Genomic DNA, 17,674 nt, shown 5'->3' with positions numbered 1-17,674 from the left:
TCGTTATGAAGGTATTTCTTGCTTCGACATGGTTCCAACTCTGCTGGTTTGCAGCGGTGCTTGGAACCTATCAATGGCAATGGGTCACGTTATTCCTTACTTTGGCAACCCTACTATATTGTTTGAAAACTGACGCATCTTCGCTCAAAAGTATTGGTGTGATCGCCACGATTGGTCTCGTGCTTGATACATTAAATCAGCAATTTTCAATTTTCATGTTTGCCACTCAATGGTTACCCCTTTGGCTTTTGTGCCTTTGGGTTCTGTTCGCCTGGTATGCCTATCAACTCAAGTCAATTTTGTACCGTTTCCCAAAAACCTACGTATCAATAGTAGGCGGACTCGGAGGAACGGCGAGCTACTTTGCTGGCCATAAACTCCAAGCCGTTGAATTTGGATTCAGCACTGGCGCTACACTGGCAATGTTGTTTGTCGAATGGTGCGTCATGCTGCTCTTGATACTCAAGGTGTACGGAAATGAAAAGCTTGAAGAGAGACTTAACTCAGAGACTGACTAGGTTGCTTGCGTTGGTAATAGTAACTGGTTCTTTTGCTCTGCAAGCTCAACCTGTTGGAAATAGCGAAGCTGCCAGCAACATTGCGAATTGGAAGGGGTGGAAAACTGTTGGAGAAGCCCAACTTACTTGGTTCATCTTCGATATTTATCACTCAAGATTAAAAGCGCCTGATGGAAAGTTTATCGTAAGCGATGACGTATCGCCACATCCCCTTGCGTTGGAAATTAATTACAAGAGAGACATCAGTAAGCAACAGCTGCTTGATGTGACGGATGAGCAGTGGGCGAAATTGGGTTTTACGGACTCATATCGAAAAGCTTGGATCAGCGAGCTCGATCGTATGTTTCCTGATATTCAAAAAGGTGACGAGCTTACTTATCTAACAGATGGAAAATCTGGTCAGCTTTTTTATAAGCAGGTTGGGGACGTGCAAGTAAAGAACGTTGGCATCATTGAAGACGAACGAATGAACGATGCATTTTTGGCTATATGGTTATCACCCAACACAGAATTTCCGAAACTCCGAAAACAATTGATAGGGCAGGTTAGATAGTGTTTAAACGAATTTTTAAAGCAGCGACTTTAGTGGCAGCTGTTTTTCTTTCGGCATGTTCCGCAGACATTGATAATTACCGCTCTTCTACACCGACTTTTGACGTATTCGGTTATTTCGAAGGCGACATAAAGGCGTGGGGGATGGTGCAAGATTATACCGGACAGCAAACGCGTCGCTTTGAGGTCGATATAGTGGGTACTGTAGCGGGTGATACGCTGACGCTGGTGGAAGACTTCGTGTTTGATGACGGAGAGGTGGACCAGCGAATTTGGGTTATCACTAGATTAGAAGACGGTCGTTATGAAGGTAAGGCAGACGATATTATAGGTGTAGCAACAGGGGAAGAGCAGGGCAATGCGCTACAGTGGCAATATGACTTTGAGCTACAAATGGAGGATTCATCAGTGACGGTTGCTTTTGATGATTGGCTTTATCGTCAGGATGACAGACACGTTTTCAATCTAACGAAAATAAAAAAGTTTGGTGTGGAAGTAGGAATAATAACCTTGTTCTTCCAAAAGCAGGCATAACAAATGGGGCTGATCTTCAATTAATAATCCATTCCATATAACTAAAATTATTTTCTCCCGACCTAACTCTCCTAACTAAAAAAGGTTGACGCTTTCGCGTCAACCTTTTAAGTATCTGGTCGTTACAGGAGTATTACAGCTTATCTGTCAGCTCGATTGCTTGACCGATATAGTTCGCTGGCGTCATCTCTTTCAGACGTGCTTTCTCGTGCTCAGGAAGCTCAAGACCGTCGATGAAGTTACGCATTGCTTCGCCGTCTACACGCTTACCACGAGTTAGCTCTTTCAGCTTCTCGTATGGCTTCTCGATGCCGTAACGACGCATAACGGTTTGTACTGGCTCAGCTAGTACTTCCCAGTTCTTGTCTAGTTCAGCAAGAAGGGCTTCACGGTTTACTTCTAGCTTGCTGATGCCTTTAAGTGTCGAAGTGTAAGCGATGATAGCGTAGCCAACACCAACACCAAGGTTACGTAGAACCGTTGAGTCAGTTAGGTCACGTTGCCAACGAGAGATAGGCAGTTTCTGTGCTAGGTGGCCGAATACAGCGTTCGCAAGACCTAGGTTACCTTCTGAGTTTTCAAAGTCGATTGGGTTAACTTTGTGAGGCATTGTTGAAGAACCGATCTCACCAGCAATAGTTTTTTGCTTGAAGTGGCCTAGTGCAATGTAACCCCAAACGTCACGGTCGAAGTCAATCAGGATAGTGTTGAAACGAGCGATAGCGTCGAACAGCTCAGCGATGTAATCGTGCGGTTCGATTTGAGTTGTGTAAGGGTTCCAAGTTACGCCTAGAGACTCTGTGATGAACTCTTCAGAGAACTTGTGCCAATCTAGCTCTGGGTAAGCAGAAAGGTGTGCGTTGTAGTTACCTACTGCACCGTTGATTTTCGCTAGGATCTCAACGTTTTCGATTTGCTTGAATTGACGCTCCATACGGTACGCCACGTTTGCCATTTCTTTACCCATAGTAGATGGAGAAGCAGGCTGACCGTGTGTACGAGATAGAAGAGGAATGTCGCGGTATTCCACTGCTAGTGCTTTGATAGCGTCGATTAGGTTACGGATTTCTGGAAGAATCACGTTCTCACGCGCTTCTTTAAGCATTAGAGCGTGTGATGTGTTGTTGATGTCTTCAGAAGTACATGCGAAGTGGAAGAACTCGTTTACTGCGTGCAGTTCAGGAACGTCTGCTACTTTCTCTTTTAGGAAGTACTCAACCGCTTTTACGTCGTGGTTAGTTGTACGCTCGATCTCTTTGATACGGCGTGCATCTTCTTCAGAGAAGTTTGCAGCAAGGTCGTCTAGGAATTGGTTTGCTTCTGCGCTAAACGCTGGCACTTCTGCAATTTCAGCAGTAGCAGCAAGCTTTTGTAGCCAGCGGATTTCAACGATAGTACGGTATTTTAGTAGACCGTATTCACTGAAAATTTCGCGTAACGCAATTGTCTTGCTTCCGTAACGGCCGTCTACTGGTGAAACAGCAGTCAATGCTGACAGTTCCATGATGTTCTCCTGAATTGGGTTTCTAAATTTCGTGAGCTTTATACCAATAACTGTGGCAATTGTCACGAATATTGCGCAAACGTTTGCGCGGGATTTGTTTTAGTCGAAAAAAATGAGCTCGCGATAAACGCGAGCTGCTTATTTGATATTTTACTACAGACGAGCAAGAAGGATTTGTGCTTGCTCTACCATCTTCTTGCGCCCGAAGATTAGGTGGCGACGCTTACCACCAACTTGACGCCAAAGAACTGCACTACGAATGCCAGATAACAACAGCGCACGAACTTTGTGTTGGCTTGCCGTCTGCTGCAGTACAGATGGCGTGCCCGTTACTTGAATGCGTGGGCCAATAGGGCTAACGACATCCAGATAGATGCTCGCTAAATTGCTGATCATTTGATCGTCTAGTAGCTCAAAGTGCTCTGACTGACGCTTGGCCATCTGAATACGATCACCAAGCTGAGACATAGCATCGTTACGAGAGCTTAACTTACGCTCTAACGCCATTAAACTAATAATGTAACGAGTAATTTCACTGCCTGATGGTGTGCTATCAATCCCCTTAACCAAGCACTCTAGGCCGAGCTTTAGATCGGCTTCGCGACCGAATACGCCAACTGTGTTAGCAGGGTTCGTGCTCAAAATAGCGTTGATTGATGTTTCAAAAGCATCTTGATCACAATGTCCGTTTCTCGCTACCTGTTGAACTAAAGCAACAGCTTGGCAAATCCCAGCGAAAGCGATAGTACGGTCATAAAGTGTATTCGCCACGTAACGACTCCTAAGCTTGAGAATATTTAATGCGTTGCTCGATGATGCCGCCACCTAGGCACACGTCACCTTTGTAGAACACTGCTGATTGACCTGGAGTTACAGCAATTTGTGGCTCGTCAAAGATAACTTTAATGTTTTCATCATCGATAGGGATGATTGTACAAGGAATATCTTCCTGACGGTAACGAGTTTTCACTGTGCACTTCATAACATCGCGAATTGGCTCACGATCTACCCAGTGAAGTTGTGATGCAAGTAGACCTTCTGATTTTAACATTGGATGGTCTTTACCTTGAACGGCAATCAAAACGTTACGTTCTAGATCTTTCTCACCAACGAACCATGGGTCCTCGTTACCACCGCCGCCTTTACGGCCACCGATGTGTAGACCTTTACGCTGACCAAGCGTGTGGTACATCAGGCCTTGATGTTGACCAATCACTTCGCCTTCAGGTGTTTCGATGTTACCTGGTTGAGCTGGAAGGTAGCGACCTAGGAATTCAGTAAACTTGCGTTCGCCGATGAAACAAATACCCGTAGAGTCTTTCTTCTTCGCCGTGATTAGATCTTGCTCTTCCGCGATGCGGCGTACTTCTGGCTTCTCTAGGTCACCAACAGGGAATAGGCTACGTGCGATTTGCTCGTTGCTTAATGTGTACAGGAAGTAGCTTTGATCTTTGTTGCCATCTAGACCACGTAACATTTGTGTTTTTTCACCGTTTTCTGGGAAAGAGCGACGCACATAGTGGCCCATTGCAATGTAATCAGCATCAAGTACTTCATCAGCGAATTCTAGGAATGCTTTGAACTTGATTTCTTTGTTACAAAGAATGTCAGGGTTCGGAGTACGGCCCGCTTTGTATTCAGCAAGGAAGTACTCAAATACGTTATCCCAGTATTCGGCAGCAAAGTTGATAGTGTGTAGGTGGATGCCTAGCTTGTCACATACTGCCTGAGCGTCAGCAAGATCTTCTGCCGCTGTACAATATTCTTCGTTGTCATCTTCTTCCCAGTTCTTCATGAAAAGGCCTTCTACTTGGTAGCCTTGCTGCTTTAGAAGATACGCGGAAACAGATGAATCAACGCCGCCGGACATACCGACGATGACTTTCTTTTGGCTGTTATCAGACATTACTAAACACCACTTAAATAAACGGGATGCAGATTCTATCAGAATCCACAGACCGGTGACAGATCCGAGATCGAAATCACAATTCGTTTCGCTGGATTTTTCTTCAACAAAGATTCGAACGAGTAATTTCGCAAGTATAGAAGAGGTATATATGGCATAGTTGGCCAAAATCCAAGAGGAAACATCAAATGACAGAAGAAAACCAATTTATGCAAGAAAGTGAGTTGATTGAAATTGTTGAAAATCAGCTCGAAGATGGTAACCCGCTTAAAGTAAAAGAAACCCTTATGCGTTTAATGATGACTGGCACACCACGTGAAGATGCGGTTGCGATGATGGCATGTGCGATGTCAATTGAGATTTTTGATGTAATGAAGAATGAGGGTGAGTTCAACCTAAAGCGTTATAGCGAGCACCTTGAGCAACTACCAGATCTCAGCTTTATGGAAGGTGAATAAGCCACCTAAAAGAAAAAAGTAGTCAGCAAACGTTTGCTATAATCGCTTTTATTGCTGCTTTATTATTAGCGGTATAGAATCCGCTCTCCTTTTCATCCCCTTACTCAGACTGACAATATGAAATTTCCTGGACAACGCAAATCGAAGCACTATTTTCCTGTTCATGCTCGTGACCCGCTGGTGAGCCAAGCACAAGAAAGCAAGAAGATGACGCGCACTCACATCATTGGTATTGACCAAACCTTGGTTGATATTGAAGCAAAAGTTACAACGGATGTGATTGAAAAGTACGGTCTGAGTAAAGGTCACTCTCTGGTTATCGATGACGAAAGAGCAGAAGAGTTATACCAGCAACTGAAAGAAGAGAACTTGATTACCAATGAGTATGCGGGCGGTACAATTGGTAACACGCTACATAACTACTCCGTGCTAGCGGATGACCGCTCCACACTACTTGGAGTGATGAGCCAGGATATTAAGATTGGCAGCTACGGTTACCGCTATCTTTGTAATACATCAAGCCGCATGGACTTGAACTACCTACAAGGTGTAGATGGTGCAATTGGCCGTTGTTTTGCTCTTATCACAGAAGACGGTGAACGTACTTTTGCTATCAGCGAAGGGCAAATGAACCAACTCCATCCTGATAGCATTCCAGAGAAAATCTTTAAAAATGCATCAGCACTTGTACTGACGTCATATCTAGTACGTTGCAAAGACGGCGACCCAATGCCGGAAGCAACAATGAAAGCAATTGAGTACGCGAAAAAGAATGATGTGCCTGTTGTTCTGACTTTAGGCACAAAGTTTGTTATTCAAGATGACCCTAAATATTGGCAAGAATTCATTCGAGATAACGTTTCAGTCGTTGCGATGAATGAAGATGAAGCAGAAGCACTGACGGGGGAATCTGATCCACTTGCTGCGTCTGATAAAACATTGGAGTGGGCTGATCTAGTATTGTGCACGGCGGGTCCTGTAGGTCTATTTATGGCTGGGTATACGGAGGATAGCGCGAAGCGCGAAACTTCTTTGCCATTACTTCCAGGGTCAATTGCTGAATTTAATCGTTATGAATTCAGTCGTCCGGCGAAAAAAGACTCATGCGAGACGCCAATAAAAGTGTACTCGCATATCTCGCCATATATGGGTGGCCCAGAAAAAATTAAGAATACAAATGGCGCAGGTGATGCTGCGTTATCTGCTGTTCTTCATGATATGGCAGCAAATAAATACCATAAAGAAAATGTGCCTAATTCAAGCAAGCACAGTAACGAGTATTTAACTTACTCTTCTTTTTCTCAAGTCTGCAAATACGCAAACCGTGCTAGCTACGAAGTTCTCGTGCAACATTCACCACGATTGTCGCGCGGACTTCCTGAGCGAGAAGATAGCCTAGAAGAAGCATACTGGGAACGTTAATACGAAGCGATTTAATTAACTATTCTGTAACTAAAGTAAAAGGCACATTAAGAAATGTGCCTTTTTTATTTGTAATGGTTTAAATAAAAAAGGCTCCCTATGGGAGCCTTTTAAAAAATAGCACGGATCTAGATTAGGAACTCATCCAGAGATTTACCTGCATCAAGTTGCTCTTGAATCGCCGAAGGTGTACGACCTTGGCCAGTCCAAGTTTTCTCATTACCGTTTGAATCTGTGTATTTGTATTTAGCAGGGCGAGGTGCGCGCTTCGCTTTGCCTTTCGTCTTAGTTTCGCCAGATAGCGCAGTAATAAGTGCTTCTACGTCAATACCGTCTTGAGCGATTTTCTCAGCAATCTCTGCAAGCTTAGCTTCTTGCTCTGCTTGTGCTGCGCGTTCTGCTTCTTCTGCTTCACGACGCTCATCTACGACAGTAGTGAGTTTATCTAGAGCTTCTTCCAATTGTTCTAGAGTCAGCTCACGAGAAAATGCACGAAGGCTACGGATATTTAGAAGGGTTTTAGTCAGCTCTGACATAACGATTCCTATTAAAAGGTTAATGTGTTGGGCACTTTTTATCGTTACGATTAAATAATGCCAATCTATAAATAAACAAAGAGTCCTTATATTTAACTTTATCTTTTCCTTATGTGCAAATGCTAAATCAAGATTTTGTTTAAATTTGACTATTTTTTAAAGCAATTAATATTATTACACTCGAAATAAATCATTATTAGATGAGAACTAAAATCAACAATCATTATTGTATAGAGAGAGTGACAGCTTGGTTTTTTATAAAAAAATTTGAGTTATTACTTAAAAATATGAAGCATCCATCTTTAATGCTGTGTCATATATCCTTAATTTATTGATATAAGATAAACCATGATATTTCTAAGGTAGTAATAATGTTTCATAAATAACATGATTGATGTGATTTCAGTTGCACAAAACTTATGGAAGTAGGCAAGGTTTATAAATTATCTCAGTCATTATTTATTTGTTTAATTTAGTTTGATGTGTTGCATTGACTCTCATCATAAGTACAATGGCTGCCACCTGATGCAATATTGCAGACAATTTGTTGTTAATTTGTACAGTTAGTGGTTAATTGTTTGTTGTTGCCGTAGAGGCGCGGTCTCGAAGAGTAGCTATTATTGGGGTGATGCCAATGAATAATAGTGGAAGGCGAAGATTGCCGAAGTAAGTAACTCATCAAAGTTACTTGCTGGGGTTGTATCTGAAAGGAACAACACTGCCATAGTATATATTCACATTAAACTATGGAGCGCTACTGTAGGGTTGGGTGGAGTGTTCGCTTCCCTGTCGCTAAGTTCAACATGAGCACGTATCGTATGCTACGTGACTTGTCTGCAGTAGATCTCTAGCCAAACTTTGGTTTTTGAAGATCATGAATTTAATAGATTTTTCTAGTTCTCCTGTTTCATTATTGCCACCTATTGTCGCTTTGACTTTGGCGATTTTGACTCGACGTGTATTAGTTTCCTTGGGTGTAGGTATCGTGCTAGGTGCGGTGCTACTTAATAGCTGGTCTATCAGCGACACCGCAGGTTACGTCAGTTCTCAAGTTTCTTCTGTCTTTATTGAAGATGGCGGAATTAACACTTGGAACATGAGCATTGTTGGTTTCCTAATCTTATTAGGTATGACAACAGCTTTATTAACGCTATCTGGCGGTACTCGTGCTTTTGCTGAATGGGCACAATCTCGAGTGAAGAGTAAACGCGGCTCCAAACTTCTTGCCGCCTTTTTAGGCGTATTCATTTTTGTCGATGATTACTTTAATAGCCTTGCTGTTGGTGCGATCTCTCGCCCAGTAACCGATCGCTTTTATGTGTCTCGCGCTAAGCTTGCGTACATTCTAGACTCAACCGCTGCTCCAATGTGTGTAATTATGCCTGCTTCTAGCTGGGGTGCTTACATTATTACTATTATTGGCGGGATCTTAGTCTCACATGGGATCACAGAGTATTCGGCTCTTGGCGCATATGTTCGTCTTATTCCAATGAACTTCTACGCCGTTTTTGCGCTGCTAATGGTGTTCGCTGTTGCGTGGTTTGGTCTTGATATTGGTAAAATGCGTGAGCATGAGATCTCTGCATCGCAAGGTCGTGGCTTTGATAAAGACAAAGAAAATGACTCGCAAGAAGCGCATGACCTAAACGAAGAGCTAGATATCCGTGAAAGTGAAAAGGGTAAAGTGTCAGATTTGATACTTCCTATCGTGACGCTGATTATCGCGACTATCGCTTCAATGCTTTACACGGGTGGCCAAGCATTGGCTGCTGATGGTAAGGAGTTTGCGCTTCTTGGTGCTTTTGAAAATACAGATGTAGGTACATCACTAATCTACGGTAGCTTGCTTGGCTTAGCAGTTGCACTGTTTACTGTTGTGAAGCAAGGTCTACCAATGGCTGAGATCGCACGTACACTTTGGATTGGTGCTAAGTCTATGTTTGGTGCGATTCTAATCTTAGTATTTGCCTGGACCATTGGTTCTGTTATCGGTGATATGAAGACTGGTACTTACCTTTCGACAATGGCGCAGGGCAATATCAACCCTCATTGGCTCCCAGTTATCCTATTCTTGTTGTCTGGCCTGATGGCGTTCTCAACAGGTACTTCATGGGGTACGTTCGGCATCATGCTTCCAATCGCTGGAGACATGGCTGGCGCAACAGACGTAGCGCTAATGCTACCGATGCTGAGTGCGGTTTTAGCTGGTGCGGTATTCGGTGACCATTGTTCACCAATCTCAGATACGACTATCTTGTCATCGACGGGTGCACGTTGTAACCACATTGATCACGTATCAACACAGCTACCTTATGCATTATCAGTCGCGCTTGTTTCATGCGTCGGCTTTATTGCCCTTGGTATGACTGCTTCAATAGCGTTCTCGTTCATTGCAGCGTCGATAACATTCATTATCGTTTGCGCTATTTTGTCATGGCTTTCAAAGTCTAAAATAGCGTCTTGCCAGAGTGCGTAATTCACTGATTTAAAAAGTAAATTTATAGGAGGCTTCGGCCTCCTTTTTTATTTGTATTATACAATTCGAATTTTTTTAAAATTAAGGGTTGAAAAAAGTAATCAGCTTGGTTAGTGTTGTTGGTAACAAAGCAAATGAGAAGAGCCTTGAAATAAGTATGCGTAATTTTGTAATGAACATTCATCACCATCATCACCCAATCTAGTCTTTCGGGCGATGTACGCATACCCGGGAGGCAGGAAACTCCCGGAGGTAAAATCAAAGTAAAAGCAGATTTTAAACCCTCGGGAGACTTCAATCTCCCGAGGGTTTTTTAGTTTTATTAGTTTGAAAAATACTTAGATATCAAAATCTTGCATAGGGACAAAGCAATGCAAACACAACGTTTAAGAATCGCAATTCAGAAAAAAGGTCGTCTTAGCAAAGAGAGTCAAGCTCTACTAAAACAGTGCGGCGTAAAGTTCAACGTAATGGGCGAGCGTTTAGTTGTCCATTCTGAAAATATGCCAATTGATTTACTCTTGGTTCGTGACGACGACATCCCAGGTTTAATTATGGATGGCGTGGTTGACCTTGGCTTTATTGGCGAAAATGAACTAGAAGAAGTTCGCCTTGACCGCAAAGCATTAGGTGAACCCTGCGAGTTTGTTCAGCTTCGTCGACTTGATTTTGGTGGCTGTCGTTTATCTATCGCAATCGACAAGGACGAAGAGTACAACGGTCCACAAGACTTAGCTGGCAAGCGTATTGCTACAACGTATCCTCAACTTCTAAAAGCGTACATGGATGAAGCCGGCGTTCCATTCTCTACATGTATGCTGACAGGCTCTGTAGAAGTTGCCCCTCGCGCGGGTCTCGCTGATGCTATCGCTGATTTGGTTTCTACAGGTGCAACACTGGAAGCGAACGGCCTTAAAGAAGCTGAAATTATCTTCAAATCAAAAGCGACATTGATTCAACGCACAGGTGAGTTCGACGCAGACAAAGTGGCGCTAATCGAAAAGCTGTTAACTCGCATGCAAGGCGTGCAGCAAGCGAAAGAATCTAAGTACATTATGCTTCACGCCCCAGCAGAGAAGTTAGATCAAATTAAAGCACTACTGCCAGGTGCTGAAGACCCAACTGTTCTTCCTCTTTCTGCAGATAAGCAGAAAATGGCTGTTCACTTAGTGAGTTCTGAAAACCTATTCTGGGAAACAATGGAACAGCTGAAAGAGTTGGGCGCAAGTTCAATTCTCGTTCTACCAATTGAAAAAATGATGGAGTAAGCATCATGAGAACAGTCGTTTGGCAATCATTAAGTGAGAATCAGCAAGACTCTATTTTGGAGCGCCCTGCTATTGCAGAAGGTGCCAATATCACCACTGCTGTGGCCGAAGTTATTGCTAAAGTTCGAGAAGAAGGTGACTCTGCTCTTATTGAGCTGACAGAAAAGTTTGACCGTGTTAAGCCTGAATCCATTCGTGTTTCTTCTCAGGAAATTAAGGCAGCGTCAGAGCGTTTGTCAGAGTCAATGAAGAGCGCACTAGAGCAAGCTTACGCCAATATTTCTAAGTTCCACAAAGCGCAAAAGCCGCAACCGATCAAGGTGGAAACCCAGCCAGGTGTCCTTTGTGAACAAGTAACACGCCCAATTCAAAAAGTGGGTTTGTACATTCCTGGTGGCAGTGCGCCTTTGCCATCGACTGTTTTGATGCTCGGCGTTCCTGCAAAAATTGCAGGTTGTCGTAAAGTCGTTCTTTGTTCTCCACCCCCAATCGCTGATGAGATCCTTTATGTCGCGAAACTGTGTGGCATTGATGAGGTGTATAACGTCGGTGGTGGCCAAGCAGTTGCTGCAATGGCTTATGGCACCGAGACTGTATCGAAAGTAGATAAGATCTTTGGTCCGGGCAACGCTTACGTGACCGAAGCAAAACGTCAGGTAAGTAATGATTTCTGTGGTGCTGCGATTGATATGCCAGCAGGTCCATCAGAAGTTCTTGTAATTGCCGATGAAACCGCAGATGCAGACTTTATCGCTGCGGATCTTTTGAGCCAAGCGGAACACGGTCCTGATTCTCAAGTGGTACTTGTGACTTCTTCTCCTGTGATTGCTGATCAAGTGACGGATGCGGTTCAACGTCAGCTTAAGGAGCTATCTCGTGAAGACATCGCAGAAAAGGCTCTGGCATCAAGCTTGATCATTATTTCCGAGTCGATGACGCAGTCAGTTTCTATTTCCAATTACTACGGTCCTGAGCACTTGATTGTTCAGACTAAGAACCCTCGTGAGCTTCTACCTCTACTTGATAATGCAGGCTCTATCTTCCTTGGGGATTGGTCGCCTGAATCTGCGGGAGATTACGCATCGGGGACTAACCACGTCCTTCCTACTTACGGTTACACACGTACTTATTCAAGCTTAGGTTTGGCGGATTTCTCTAAACGAATGACGGTTCAGGAGCTTTCTGCTGATGGTTTAAAGAACCTTGCACCAACGGTAGTCACGATGGCTGAAGCAGAAGGTCTGGACGCTCACAAACGTGCTGTTACTATCCGCGTAGAAAAATTAGCAAGTAAGAAAGAATAAGAGAGTAATGAGATGGAAAAGCTAGCGCGTAAACAAGTCCAACAGCTTACCCCTTATATGTCGGCTCGCCGAATCGGTGGTACGGGTGACGTATGGCTAAATGCCAACGAATCACCATTTAACAATGAATACAAAACAGACTTTGCTCGTCTTAATCGTTACAGCGAATGCCAACCGAAAGAACTGATTTCCGCTTACGCAGCGTATGCGGGTGTGAAGCCAGAACAAACACTGACTTCTCGCGGCGCAGACGAAGGTATTGAGTTATTAATTCGTGCATTCTGTGAGCCGGGTGAAGATGCGATTCTTTACTGCCCACCAACTTACGGCATGTACGCCATCAGTGCAGAAACCATCGGTGTAGAGCGCAAAACCGTGCCGCTAACGTCAGATTGGCAACTAGACCTTGCAGGCATCGAAGCTAATCTGGATAACGTGAAACTGGTTTTTGTATGTTCGCCAAACAACCCAACAGGTAACTTGGTTAAGCGTGAGGACATTGTGTCTCTGCTTGAGATGACAAAAGACCGAGCAATCGTGGTGATGGATGAAGCATACATCGATTTTTGTCCAGAAGCGTCAACGGTAGATTTACTGGCGCAATACCCGAATCTTGCGATTCTGCGTACTCTGTCGAAAGCTTTTGCGCTTGCAGGTCTGCGTTGTGGATTTACGCTTGCGAACGAAGAGCTGATTAATGTACTTCTTAAAGTTATCGCACCTTACCCAGTCCCAGTTCCAGTGGCAGAAATTGCGACTCAGGCACTTTCGGAAGCTGGTTTAGCGCGAGCGAAGTTTCAAGTTCTCGATTTGAATGCAAACCGTGCTTACTTGCAAGTTGGCCTTTCAATGATTCCGGGCTTGGAAGTGTTTGAAGGGTGGGGAAACTACCTATTGGTGAAATTCCCAGATGGCGATGACCTTTTCAAAGCTGCTTGGGATACGGGCATTATTTTGCGTAACTCGCCAATTGAAAACTGTGTGCGTATCAGTGTGGGTAACCGTGACGAGTGCGAAAAAACGCTTGGATTTATCAGAAACTACTACGCATAAATAGAGACAGAATTTATCGCTCTCGCTCAATAGCGGGAGCGCCAAAAGAATAGCAATAAGGAAGTTCGAGTGAGCAAACAACAAAAAATCCTTTTTATTGATCGTGATGGCACCTTAATTGTTGAGCCGCCGATTGATTTTCAAGTAGACCGTTTAGATAAACTAAAACTGGAGCCATTTGTTATCCCAAGCCTGTTGTCGTTGCAGGATGCAGGATACCGTCTAGTGATGGTCACGAACCAAGATGGTTTGGGTACCGACAGTTACCCACAAGCTGATTTTGATGCACCACACAACATGATGATGGAGATCTTTGAATCTCAAGGTGTGAAATTTGATGACGTGCTGATTTGTCCTCACTTTGATGAAGATAACTGCTCATGCCGTAAGCCTAAATTAGGCTTGGTAAAAGAGTATCTTCAAGGTGGCAAAGTGGATTTCCAAAACTCTGTTGTGATTGGCGATCGTCAAACCGATCTTCAACTTGCAGAAAACATGGCAATTCGTGGCATTCAATACAACCCGGAAACCATGGGTTGGAAACAGATCCTGAAAGATCTCACGGTGAAGGCGCGCGTTGCTGAAGTCGTTCGCACCACAAAAGAAACAGACATCAAAGTATTCGTTAATCTTGATGAACAAGGCGGCAATGACATCTCTACTGGTCTTGGCTTCTTCGACCACATGCTGGATCAAATTGCGACACACGGCGGGTTCCAGATGGTGTGCAAAGTAGAAGGTGACCTGCACATTGATGATCACCACACAGTGGAAGATACCGCTCTTGCGTTAGGTCAAGCGTTGAAAGAAGCACTGGGTGACAAGCGTGGTATTGGTCGCTTTGGCTTTAGCCTTCCAATGGATGAGTGTTTGGCACAATGCGCACTAGACCTGTCAGGTCGTCCTTACCTTAAGTTCGACGCGCAATTCAGTCGTGAGCAAGTGGGTGATCTTTCAACAGAGATGGTAGTTCACTTCTTCCGCTCTCTGACTGACACATTAGCATGTACGTTGCACCTTTCTTCTGCGGGCAACAATGATCACCACATCATTGAAAGTCTATTTAAAGCGTTTGGTCGTACGTTACGCCAAGCAATCAAAGTAGAAGGCACTGAGCTACCAAGTAGTAAAGGCGTGCTTTAAGGCTAACGTTAGCAAGGAGAAAAACAGTGACAGAACAGAAAGTTGTCATTATCGATACTGGCTGTGCCAACGTTTCTTCGGTGAAGTTTGCTATTGAACGCCTAGGCTATGACGTAACGATTTCAAAAGATCCGCAAGTTGTATTGTCGGCAGATAAGCTATTCCTACCGGGCGTGGGAACTGCTAGCGAAGCGATGAAGAACCTAGAAGAGCGCGATCTGATCAGCTTGGTAAAACAGGTAGAAAAGCCATTACTAGGTATCTGTTTAGGCATGCAACTGCTGGGCAAAGTGTCTCAAGAAAAAGGCCAGAAAGCCGACGAGTTGGTTGAGTGTCTCGGACTTTGTGAAGGCGAAGTGAAGTTGCTACAAACAGGAGACTTGCCGCTGCCGCATATGGGGTGGAATACGGTGTCTGCAAAAGCAGGTAATCCACTTTTCAAAGGCATTGAAGAAGGCGAGTACTTCTACTTTGTACACAGCTTTGCAATGCCTGTCGGGGAGTACACGATTGCTGAGTGTGAATATGGCAACCCGTTCACAGCAGCAGTACAAAGCGGTAACTACTATGGTGTGCAATTCCACCCTGAGCGTTCTTCAAAAGCGGGCGCGAAGCTTATTCAAAACTTCTTAGAATTATAAAAGGGATTTAGTGTGATTATTCCAGCTCTTGACTTAATTGAAGGACAGGTGGTTCGCCTTTATCAAGGTGATTACGGCCAAGTAACTGAGTACAAAGTCGACCCAGCAGAGCAGTTCAACTTGTACCACCAAGCTGGTGCTAACTGGCTGCACTTGGTGGATTTAACTGGCGCGAAAGACACGACAGCACGTCAACTTGATTTAATTGCAAAGCTACTAGCAAGCACGCCAGCGAACATCCAAATCGGTGGCGGAGTGCGCACAGAGCAAGACGTGATTGATCTGCTAGAAGCGGGGGCTCAGCGTGTTGTCGTTGGCTCAACAGCAGTAAAACAGCCAGAGCTTGTGAAAGGTTGGATGGAAAAATACGGCGCAGAGAAAATCGTTCTCGCGTTGGACATCAACATCGATCAAGACGGCACACGTAAAGTGGCGATCTCTGGTTGGCAAGAAGATTCAGGCGTGACTATTGAAGCTCTGATCAACGATTACCTAACGGTAGGTCTACAGCACGTGCTGTGTACTGACATTTCTCGTGACGGTACGCTAGAAGGCTCAAACGTAGAGCTTTACGTCGACCTATGTAAACAGTACCCACAAGTGCAGTTCCAATCTTCAGGCGGCATCGGTTCGCTAGCAGATATCGAAGCGCTAAAAGGCTGCGGTGTGGCAGGCGTGATCGTTGGTCGCGCGTTGTTAGATGGTAAGTTCACAGCAGAGGAGGCGTTTGCATGTTGGCAAAGCGAATAATCCCATGTCTTGATGTACGTGATGGACAAGTGGTCAAGGGCGTCCAGTTCCGTAACCATGAAATCATTGGCGACATCGTTCCTCTGGCACAGCGTTATGCGGAAGAGGGCGCAGACGAGCTCGTGTTCTACGATATTACCGCTTCAAGTGATGGTCGTGTCGTCGATAAAAGTTGGGTCGCTCGCGTTGCAGAAGTTATTGATATTCCTTTCTGTGTGGCTGGTGGTATTAAATCAGCGGAAGACGCAGCGCGCATTCTTGAGTTTGGTGCAGACAAAGTGTCTATCAACTCACCTGCATTGGCGAACCCTCAGTTGATTACTGACCTTGCTGATAAGTTTGGTGTGCAATGTATCGTCGTTGGTATCGATTCATACTACGACAAAGAGACGGGCAAGTATCAGGTTTACCAGTTTACTGGTGATGAAGAACGCACCAAAGCGACCCAATGGGAAACGCGTGATTGGGTGCAAGAAGTACAAAAACGCGGCGCTGGTGAAATCGTACTGAACATGATGAACCAAGACGGTGTGCGTAACGGCTACGATATCGAACAACTGAATATGGTGCGCGAAGTATGTAATGTACCGCTGATTGCATCGGGTGGCGCGGGTGCTATGGAGCACTTTGCGGAAGCATACCAAAAAGCCAATGTGGATGGCGCGCTTGCCGCATCGGTATTCCACAAGCAAGTCATCAACATTGGTGAACTAAAGCAGTATTTGAAACAACAAGGCATTGAGGTACGACTATGAGTGTGAAAGCCGCCGAAGTAAGTTCGCTAGCTGAGCGAATCAACTGGGAAAAGGTGGATGGTCTGGTACCTACCATCGTACAAGATTTCCAATCAAGCCAAGTGCTGATGATGGGTTACATGAACCAAGATGCGTTGGCAAAAACGGGCGAAACGGGTCAAGTGACGTTTTTCTCTCGTACCAAGCAACGTCTTTGGACGAAAGGTGAGACTTCTGGCAACGTATTGCAACTAGTGAACATGCAGCTCGATTGCGACAACGATACGCTACTGGTGAAAGTGAATCCCATTGGTCCTACGTGTCACTTGGGTAACACAACTTGCTGGGATGTGGACCCTCAAGAGGAGTCACAAATGGTGTGGCTTCATCAACTTGAGCAGCTATTGGCTGCCCGCAAGAGTGCCGACCCAGATTCCTCTTATACTGCCAGTCTTTATGCCCGTGGCACCAAGCGTATTTCGCAAAAAGTGGGCGAAGAAGGCGTTGAAGTCGCGCTTGCGGCGACGTCGGGCGATAAGGCGGAGTTAGTGTGTGAATCTGCGGATTTGATTTACCACTTAATGGTATTGCTTCAAGACCAAGGCTTATCGATGAATGACGTAGTGAACAAACTGAAAGAGCGTCATAAGTAAGCTTGCTATAGATAAGTGAAAGCCCCTATGCTCTCGAGCCTAGGGGCTTTTTTAATTTAGTGTTCTTGATTCGGGGTAAAAACCGGCAACAGTGCTAGTAGCGATTAGATTCTGAATCACACTCGTTCCTCGCTGTTCAGAATGACGGTATATTTTCTAATGGTGCTTGCAGTAGAGTTATTTACTTCAAACAGGTACATATATTCACGTCACTCCAACGAG

The 17,674-nt window shown here is 44.6% G+C and carries 18 protein-coding genes, 1 riboswitch and 1 other annotated feature; of the genes, 14 read left to right on the top strand and 4 right to left on the bottom strand.

The window, feature by feature from the left end; all coding sequences use genetic code 11:
- The first annotated feature begins 5 nt into the window (after positions 1 to 5).
- From IQP38_RS06910 to IQP38_RS06900, 3 genes are read left to right on the top strand one after another with little or no spacing between them, the layout of a single operon-like run.
- Positions 6 to 518, top strand: coding sequence for a DUF2878 domain-containing protein (locus tag IQP38_RS06910; protein ID WP_193837451.1), 513 nt, complete (start codon positions 6 to 8; stop codon positions 516 to 518).
- Positions 478 to 1,071 carry a chalcone isomerase family protein gene (locus IQP38_RS06905; RefSeq protein ID WP_017821712.1) on the top strand — a complete coding sequence of 198 codons (594 nt, stop codon included), beginning with the start codon at positions 478 to 480 and terminating at the stop codon, positions 1,069 to 1,071. The genes IQP38_RS06910 and IQP38_RS06905 overlap by 41 nt, the downstream gene beginning before the upstream one ends.
- The gene (locus IQP38_RS06900) at positions 1,071 to 1,604 is read left to right on the top strand and encodes a DUF3833 domain-containing protein (RefSeq protein ID WP_193837450.1); all 534 of its coding nucleotides are present in this window, start codon (positions 1,071 to 1,073) and stop codon (positions 1,602 to 1,604) included. The genes IQP38_RS06905 and IQP38_RS06900 overlap by 1 nt, the downstream gene beginning before the upstream one ends.
- Before the next feature lie 133 nt (positions 1,605 to 1,737).
- Here the strand turns inward: IQP38_RS06900 and purB are convergent, their stop codons facing one another.
- The 3 genes from purB to mnmA form a co-directional block, all read right to left on the bottom strand.
- A complete protein-coding gene (purB, locus tag IQP38_RS06895; RefSeq protein ID WP_005378198.1) occupies positions 1,738 to 3,108 on the bottom strand; it encodes an adenylosuccinate lyase in 1,371 nt (456 codons plus the stop codon).
- A gap of 153 nt (positions 3,109 to 3,261) precedes the next feature.
- Entirely contained in the window at positions 3,262 to 3,879 is a 618-nt protein-coding gene (gene hflD, locus IQP38_RS06890; protein WP_005378194.1) for a high frequency lysogenization protein HflD, read from the bottom strand.
- Between the two features lie 10 nt (positions 3,880 to 3,889).
- Complete coding sequence (gene mnmA, locus IQP38_RS06885; protein WP_054576398.1) at positions 3,890 to 5,014, bottom strand: tRNA 2-thiouridine(34) synthase MnmA; 1,125 nt, start codon at positions 5,012 to 5,014, stop codon at positions 3,890 to 3,892.
- A 188-nt stretch (positions 5,015 to 5,202) separates the two neighbouring features.
- Here mnmA and IQP38_RS06880 point away from each other — a divergent pair, with 188 nt between their 5' ends.
- Positions 5,203 to 5,472: a hypothetical protein gene (locus tag IQP38_RS06880; protein WP_005378190.1), complete on the top strand. Its 270-nt coding sequence runs from the start codon at positions 5,203 to 5,205 to the stop codon at positions 5,470 to 5,472.
- A gap of 117 nt (positions 5,473 to 5,589) precedes the next feature.
- Positions 5,590 to 6,894 (top strand): inosine/guanosine kinase, encoded by a 1,305-nt coding sequence (locus IQP38_RS06875; protein WP_005378187.1) that lies wholly within the window; start codon positions 5,590 to 5,592, stop codon positions 6,892 to 6,894.
- 128 nt (positions 6,895 to 7,022) lie between these two features.
- Here the strand turns inward: IQP38_RS06875 and IQP38_RS06870 are convergent, their stop codons facing one another.
- Positions 7,023 to 7,430, bottom strand: a complete 408-nt coding sequence (locus tag IQP38_RS06870; RefSeq protein ID WP_005378185.1) for an H-NS family nucleoid-associated regulatory protein — start codon at positions 7,428 to 7,430, stop codon at positions 7,023 to 7,025.
- A gap of 582 nt (positions 7,431 to 8,012) precedes the next feature.
- Positions 8,013 to 8,195: riboswitch (Lysine riboswitch) on the top strand.
- Between the two features lie 109 nt (positions 8,196 to 8,304).
- Between IQP38_RS06870 and tet(35) the strand changes: the two genes are divergently transcribed.
- From tet(35) to hisIE, 9 genes are all read left to right on the top strand, one after another.
- Complete coding sequence (gene tet(35) / locus IQP38_RS06865; RefSeq protein WP_017634691.1) at positions 8,305 to 9,906, top strand: tetracycline efflux Na+/H+ antiporter family transporter Tet(35); 1,602 nt, start codon at positions 8,305 to 8,307, stop codon at positions 9,904 to 9,906.
- A gap of 180 nt (positions 9,907 to 10,086) precedes the next feature.
- Positions 10,087 to 10,224, top strand: a sequence feature (His leader region).
- Between the two features lie 53 nt (positions 10,225 to 10,277).
- A complete protein-coding gene (gene hisG, locus IQP38_RS06860; RefSeq protein WP_005378180.1) occupies positions 10,278 to 11,174 on the top strand; it encodes an ATP phosphoribosyltransferase in 897 nt (298 codons plus the stop codon).
- Between the two features lie 5 nt (positions 11,175 to 11,179).
- On the top strand, positions 11,180 to 12,478 hold the full coding sequence (gene hisD / locus IQP38_RS06855) for a histidinol dehydrogenase (RefSeq protein ID WP_193837449.1): 1,299 nt from the start codon (positions 11,180 to 11,182) through the stop codon (positions 12,476 to 12,478).
- 12 nt (positions 12,479 to 12,490) lie between these two features.
- Complete coding sequence (gene hisC / locus IQP38_RS06850; RefSeq protein WP_017634689.1) at positions 12,491 to 13,531, top strand: histidinol-phosphate transaminase; 1,041 nt, start codon at positions 12,491 to 12,493, stop codon at positions 13,529 to 13,531.
- 69 nt (positions 13,532 to 13,600) lie between these two features.
- On the top strand, positions 13,601 to 14,674 hold the full coding sequence (gene hisB / locus IQP38_RS06845) for a bifunctional histidinol-phosphatase/imidazoleglycerol-phosphate dehydratase HisB (RefSeq protein WP_005389832.1): 1,074 nt from the start codon (positions 13,601 to 13,603) through the stop codon (positions 14,672 to 14,674).
- Positions 14,675 to 14,700: 26 nt separating this feature from the next.
- A complete protein-coding gene (gene hisH, locus IQP38_RS06840) occupies positions 14,701 to 15,315 on the top strand; it encodes an imidazole glycerol phosphate synthase subunit HisH (protein ID WP_017634688.1) in 615 nt (204 codons plus the stop codon).
- Positions 15,316 to 15,327: 12 nt separating this feature from the next.
- Positions 15,328 to 16,065, top strand: coding sequence for a 1-(5-phosphoribosyl)-5-[(5-phosphoribosylamino)methylideneamino]imidazole-4-carboxamide isomerase (gene hisA, locus IQP38_RS06835; RefSeq protein WP_104978975.1), 738 nt, complete (start codon positions 15,328 to 15,330; stop codon positions 16,063 to 16,065).
- Complete coding sequence (gene hisF / locus IQP38_RS06830) at positions 16,047 to 16,820, top strand: imidazole glycerol phosphate synthase subunit HisF (protein ID WP_004749837.1); 774 nt, start codon at positions 16,047 to 16,049, stop codon at positions 16,818 to 16,820. The genes hisA and hisF overlap by 19 nt, the downstream gene beginning before the upstream one ends.
- Positions 16,817 to 17,452 (top strand): bifunctional phosphoribosyl-AMP cyclohydrolase/phosphoribosyl-ATP diphosphatase HisIE, encoded by a 636-nt coding sequence (gene hisIE, locus IQP38_RS06825; RefSeq protein WP_104978976.1) that lies wholly within the window; start codon positions 16,817 to 16,819, stop codon positions 17,450 to 17,452. Before hisF ends, hisIE begins: the two co-directional genes overlap by 4 nt.
- Positions 17,453 to 17,674 lie beyond the last annotated feature (222 nt).

It is taken from the genome of Vibrio sp. OPT41 (assembly GCF_015163595.1).
GTDB classification, from domain to species: Bacteria; Pseudomonadota; Gammaproteobacteria; order Enterobacterales; family Vibrionaceae; genus Vibrio; species Vibrio alginolyticus.
Note: the sequence above shows the minus strand (reverse complement) of the source record. Positions and strands in the feature narration are given on the sequence as shown.

Excerpts from the sequence above, each read along its gene's own strand:
- IQP38_RS06880 (WP_005378190.1), top strand. The coding sequence starts at position 5,203 with ATGACAGAAGAAAACCAATTTATGCAAGAAAGTGAGTTGATTGAAATT.
- hisD (WP_193837449.1), top strand. The coding sequence starts at position 11,180 with ATGAGAACAGTCGTTTGGCAATCATTAAGTGAGAATCAGCAAGACTCT.
- hisIE (WP_104978976.1), top strand. The coding sequence starts at position 16,817 with ATGAGTGTGAAAGCCGCCGAAGTAAGTTCGCTAGCTGAGCGAATCAAC.
- IQP38_RS06875 (WP_005378187.1), top strand. The coding sequence starts at position 5,590 with ATGAAATTTCCTGGACAACGCAAATCGAAGCACTATTTTCCTGTTCAT.
- IQP38_RS06910 (WP_193837451.1), top strand. The coding sequence starts at position 6 with ATGAAGGTATTTCTTGCTTCGACATGGTTCCAACTCTGCTGGTTTGCA.
- hisC (WP_017634689.1), top strand. The coding sequence starts at position 12,491 with ATGGAAAAGCTAGCGCGTAAACAAGTCCAACAGCTTACCCCTTATATG.
- IQP38_RS06905 (WP_017821712.1), top strand. The coding sequence starts at position 478 with ATGAAAAGCTTGAAGAGAGACTTAACTCAGAGACTGACTAGGTTGCTT.
- hisF (WP_004749837.1), top strand. The coding sequence starts at position 16,047 with ATGTTGGCAAAGCGAATAATCCCATGTCTTGATGTACGTGATGGACAA.
- purB (WP_005378198.1), bottom strand. The coding sequence starts at position 3,108 with ATGGAACTGTCAGCATTGACTGCTGTTTCACCAGTAGACGGCCGTTAC.
- hisG (WP_005378180.1), top strand. The coding sequence starts at position 10,278 with ATGCAAACACAACGTTTAAGAATCGCAATTCAGAAAAAAGGTCGTCTT.
- mnmA (WP_054576398.1), bottom strand. The coding sequence starts at position 5,014 with ATGTCTGATAACAGCCAAAAGAAAGTCATCGTCGGTATGTCCGGCGGC.
- IQP38_RS06870 (WP_005378185.1), bottom strand. The coding sequence starts at position 7,430 with ATGTCAGAGCTGACTAAAACCCTTCTAAATATCCGTAGCCTTCGTGCA.